Raw genomic sequence first — 5,000 nt, 5'->3', positions numbered from 1 at the left:
TCTTTAACAATTTGTAGAGTCGAATCAGCGTTGTCGACGGAAAGTTTAGTTTCTTCGCGAATCTTCGGATTTGAGGGGCTAGACACCGTGCCGTCGGCAACATTTTGATTGCGTCAAACACAAGACTTCAACTGAGCAAGAAATTGTTTAGGTATGAAGAACGGCGTAACGCGTAAATACTCAATAAACGTATGGACTCATGAATGGGGTCTGTACGAGTTCTTGACCGACAGTGCCGTCAGCGCTGTCAAAGTTATAGGGTCAAGTGACTAAGTGCATATGGTGGATGCCTAGGCGATTACAGGCGACGAAAGACGTGATAGCCTGCGATAAGCTTCGGGGAGCTGGCAAATTAGCTTTGATCCGGAGATTTCTGAATGGGGAAACCCACCCCGCGAGGGGTAACTCTGACTGAATACATAGGTCATTGTGGCGAACCGGGTGAACTGAAACATCTCAGTAGCTCGAGGAAAAGACATCAACCGAGATTCCGAAAGTAGCGGCGAGCGAAATTGGAGTAGCCTTTACGTTTTAGCATCGTGTATATCAGAACGGAATGGAAAGTCCGGCCATAGCGGGTGATAGCCCCGTATGAGAAATGCTGCGGTGTGGAACTAAGCGTAAGACAAGTAGGGCGGGACACGAGAAATCCTGTCTGAATATGGGGGGACCATCCTCCAAGGCTAAATACTCGTAATCGACCGATAGTGAACTAGTACCGTGAGGGAAAGGCGAAAAGAACCCCGGGAGGGGAGTGAAATAGATCCTGAAACCGTATGCATACAAAAAGTAGGAGCCCGCAAGGGTGACTGCGTACCTTTTGTATAATGGGTCAGCGACTTACATTCAGTGGCGAGGTTAACCGAATAGGGAAGCCGTAGAGAAATCGAGTCCGAATAGGGCGAATTAGTCGCTGGGTGTAGACCCGAAACCAAGTGATCTATCCATGGCCAGGATGAAGGTACCGTAACAGGTGCTGGAGGTCCGAACCGACTAATGTTGCAAAATTAGCGGATGAGCTGTGGATAGGGGTGAAAGGCTAAACAAACTTGGAAATAGCTGGTTCTCTCCGAAAACTATTTAGGTAGTGCCTCAAGTATTACCATCGGGGGTAGAGCACTGTTATGGCTAGGGGGTCATGGCGACTTACCAAACCATTGCAAACTCCGAATACCGATGAGTACAGCTTGGGAGACAGAGCACCGGGTGCTAACGTCCGGACTCAAGAGGGAAACAACCCAGACCGCCAGCTAAGGTCCCCAAAATTGGCTAAGTGGGAAACGAAGTGGGAAGGCTAAAACAGTCAGGATGTTGGCTTAGAAGCAGCCATCATTTAAAGAAAGCGTAATAGCTCACTGATCGAGTCGTCCTGCGCGGAAGATGTAACGGGGCTAAGCCAGTTACCGAAGCTGCGGATGTGCAATTTATTGCACGTGGTAGGAGAGCGTTCTGTAAGCCTGTGAAGGTGGGTTGTGAAGCCTGCTGGAGGTATCAGAAGTGCGAATGCTGACATGAGTAGCGTTAAAGGGGGTGAAAAGCCCCCTCGCCGAAAGCGCAAGGTTTCCTACGCAACGTTCATCGGCGTAGGGTGAGTCGGCCCCTAAGGCGAGGCAGAGATGCGTAGCTGATGGGAAACAGGTAAATATTCCTGTACCGATCAATAGTGCGATGTGGGGACGGAGAAGGTTAGCTCAGCCAACTGTTGGAATAGTTGGTTCAAGCGTGTAGTCGTATCCCTTAGGCAAATCCGGGGGAATTAGATGAGGCGTGATAACGAGTCTGCTTGCAGACGAAGTGAGTGATACCCTGCTTCCAGGAAAAGCCACTAAGCTTCAGCTATTGACGACCGTACCGCAAACCGACACTGGTGCGCGAGATGAGTATTCTAAGGCGCTTGAGAGAACTCTGGAGAAGGAACTCGGCAAATTGACACCGTAACTTCGGAAGAAGGTGTGCCTCTAGTATGTGATCCATTGACTTGGTGAGCAGAATGGGGCCGCAGAGAATCGGTGGCTGCAACTGTTTATTAAAAACACAGCACTCTGCAAAGACGAAAGTCGACGTATAGGGTGTGACTCCTGCCCGGTGCTGGAAGATTAAATGATGGGGTGCAAGCTCTTGACTGAAGTCCCAGTAAACGGCGGCCGTAACTATAACGGTCCTAAGGTAGCGAAATTCCTTGTCGGGTAAGTTCCGACCTGCACGAATGGAGTAATGATGGCCACACTGTCTCCTCCAGAGACTCAGCGAAGTTGAAATGTTTGTGATGATGCAATCTCCCCGCGGAAAGACGGAAAGACCCCATGAACCTTTACTGTAGCTTTACATTGGACTTTGAACAGATCTGTGTAGGATAGGTGGGAGGCTTTGAAGTGAGGACGCTAGTTCTCATGGAGCCAACGTTGAAATACCACCCTGGTGTGTTTGAGGTTCTAACCTTGGTCCCTTATCGGGATTGGGGACAGTGTATGGTGGGCAGTTTGACTGGGGCGGTCTCCTCCCAAAGTGTAACGGAGGAGTTCGAAGGTACGCTAAATACGGTCGGAAATCGTGTTGATAGTGCATTGGCATAAGCGTGCTTGACTGCGAGACTGACAAGTCGAGCAGGTACGAAAGTAGGACAAAGTGATCCGGTGGTTCTGTATGGAAGGGCCATCGCTCAACGGATAAAAGGTACTCTGGGGATAACAGGCTGATACCGCCCAAGAGTTCATATCGACGGCGGTGTTTGGCACCTCGATGTCGGCTCATCTCATCCTGGGGCTGTAGCCGGTCCCAAGGGTATGGCTGTTCGCCATTTAAAGAGGTACGTGAGCTGGGTTTAAAACGTCGTGAGACAGTTTGGTCCCTATCTTCCGTGGGCGCTGCAAGATTGAGAGAGCCTGCTCCTAGTACGAGAGGACCGGAGTGGACGCACCTCTGGTGTATCGGTTGTCACGCCAGTGGCATCGCCGAGTAGCTAAGTGCGGAAGAGATAACCGCTGAAAGCATCTAAGCGGGAAACTCGTCTCAAGATGAGTCTTGCCGGGGCCTAGAGCCCCCTGAAGGGTCGTTCGAGACCAGGACGTTGATAGGCTGGGTGTGGAAGCGCAGTAATGCGTTAAGCTAACCAGTACTAATTGCCCGTGAGGCTTGACCCTATAACTTTGACAGTTCGTGAGCGACGCGAGTCGATCACTGAGCCGGACAAGGACTATTGAGTCGTCAATGCAAGTTATGTTGTTCTTCAGAAGTCTGTTCATTCAATTGAACGTGTGAACGCAATCAAAATCAAAGCTGATTCGAAGTGCAATACCCGAGATACTCGGGTATACTGCGCAACTCTACAAATTGGGTTTGTTGTTGATTTAAAAATCAACAAGAAGCCAACCAGTTAAGCCTGATGACCATAGCGAGGCGGTCCCACTCCTTCCCATCCCGAACAGGACAGTGAAATGCCTCAGCGCCGATGATAGTGCGGGTTCCCGTGTGAAAGTAGGTCATCGTCAGGCTAATATTTACTCTGGCCTGGCATGGAGCAAGACAGAAGTTGCGGGCTGATGAAAATCGCTGCAATAGGTGTTGACGATAGTAAAAACATCAGTCATAATCTCGCTTCTGTGCTGTTGACGCAAGTTGACGGCGGCAAGATCAGATGAGAGTCTGGCTTGCGCAAGATGAGCTTCGGTTCTCTTGGTTCTTTAAAAATTAACAGCCGATAAGCGTGGGCGTTTGAAGATGAGTGCTGAATGCAGGCGACTGTATTCAAGTCTCTTAGACTTTAAACGCTCACGGAAAATAGATTTGAACTATGCAGGCTCATGTAAAAGTGAGTTTGAGGTTTAAGTCGATTCCGTTGAGTAAATCAAGATCGAACTGTAGAGTTTGATCCTGGCTCAGATTGAACGCTGGCGGCATGCCTTACACATGCAAGTCGAACGGTAACAGGTTAAGCTGACGAGTGGCGAACGGGTGAGAAATATATCGGAACGTGCCCAGTTGTGGGGGATAACTACTCGAAAGAGTGGCTAATACCGCATGAGACCTGAGGGTGAAAGCGGGGGATCGCAAGACCTCGCGCAATTGGAGCGGCCGATATCAGATTAGCTAGTTGGTGGGGTAAAAGCCCACCAAGGCAACGATCTGTAGCTGGTCTGAGAGGACGACCAGCCACACTGGGACTGAGACACGGCCCAGACTCCTACGGGAGGCAGCAGTGGGGAATTTTGGACAATGGACGCAAGTCTGATCCAGCCATGCCGCGTGCGGGAAGAAGGCCTTCGGGTTGTAAACCGCTTTTGTCAGGGAAGAAACGGCTCGCTCTAATACAGTGGGCTAATGACGGTACCTGAAGAATAAGCACCGGCTAACTACGTGCCAGCAGCCGCGGTAATACGTAGGGTGCAAGCGTTAATCGGAATTACTGGGCGTAAAGCGTGCGCAGGCGGTTATGCAAGACAGATGTGAAATCCCCGGGCTCAACCTGGGAACTGCATTTGTGACTGCATGGCTAGAGTACGGTAGAGGGGGATGGAATTCCGCGTGTAGCAGTGAAATGCGTAGATATGCGGAGGAACACCGATGGCGAAGGCAATCCCCTGGACCTGTACTGACGCTCATGCACGAAAGCGTGGGGAGCAAACAGGATTAGATACCCTGGTAGTCCACGCCCTAAACGATGTCAACTGGTTGTTGGGAGGGTTTCTTCTCAGTAACGTAGCTAACGCGTGAAGTTGACCGCCTGGGGAGTACGGCCGCAAGGTTGAAACTCAAAGGAATTGACGGGGACCCGCACAAGCGGTGGATGATGTGGTTTAATTCGATGCAACGCGAAAAACCTTACCTACCCTTGACATGCTAGGAATCCTGAAGAGATTTGGGAGTGCTCGAAAGAGAACCTAGACACAGGTGCTGCATGGCCGTCGTCAGCTCGTGTCGTGAGATGTTGGGTTAAGTCCCGCAACGAGCGCAACCCTTGTCATTAGTTGCTACGAAAGGGCACTCTAATGAGACTGCCGGTG

3 rRNA genes are annotated in these 5,000 nt (G+C 50.5%); all 3 read left to right on the top strand.

Features of this window, described 5'->3' with window-relative positions:
* The first annotated feature begins 259 nt into the window (after positions 1-259).
* Positions 260-3,140: ribosomal RNA gene (locus ACQY39_RS00015) — 23S ribosomal RNA — on the top strand.
* Between the two features lie 238 nt (positions 3,141-3,378).
* A 5S ribosomal RNA gene (gene rrf / locus ACQY39_RS00010) occupies positions 3,379-3,491 on the top strand.
* A 361-nt stretch (positions 3,492-3,852) separates the two neighbouring features.
* Positions 3,853-5,000: ribosomal RNA gene (locus tag ACQY39_RS00005) — 16S ribosomal RNA — on the top strand; the annotation flags it as partial.

The organism is Roseateles sp. (genome assembly GCF_965262435.1).
Lineage (GTDB): Bacteria > Pseudomonadota > Gammaproteobacteria > Burkholderiales > Burkholderiaceae_C > Paucibacter_A.
This window is presented reverse-complemented; position numbering and strand designations above follow the sequence as displayed.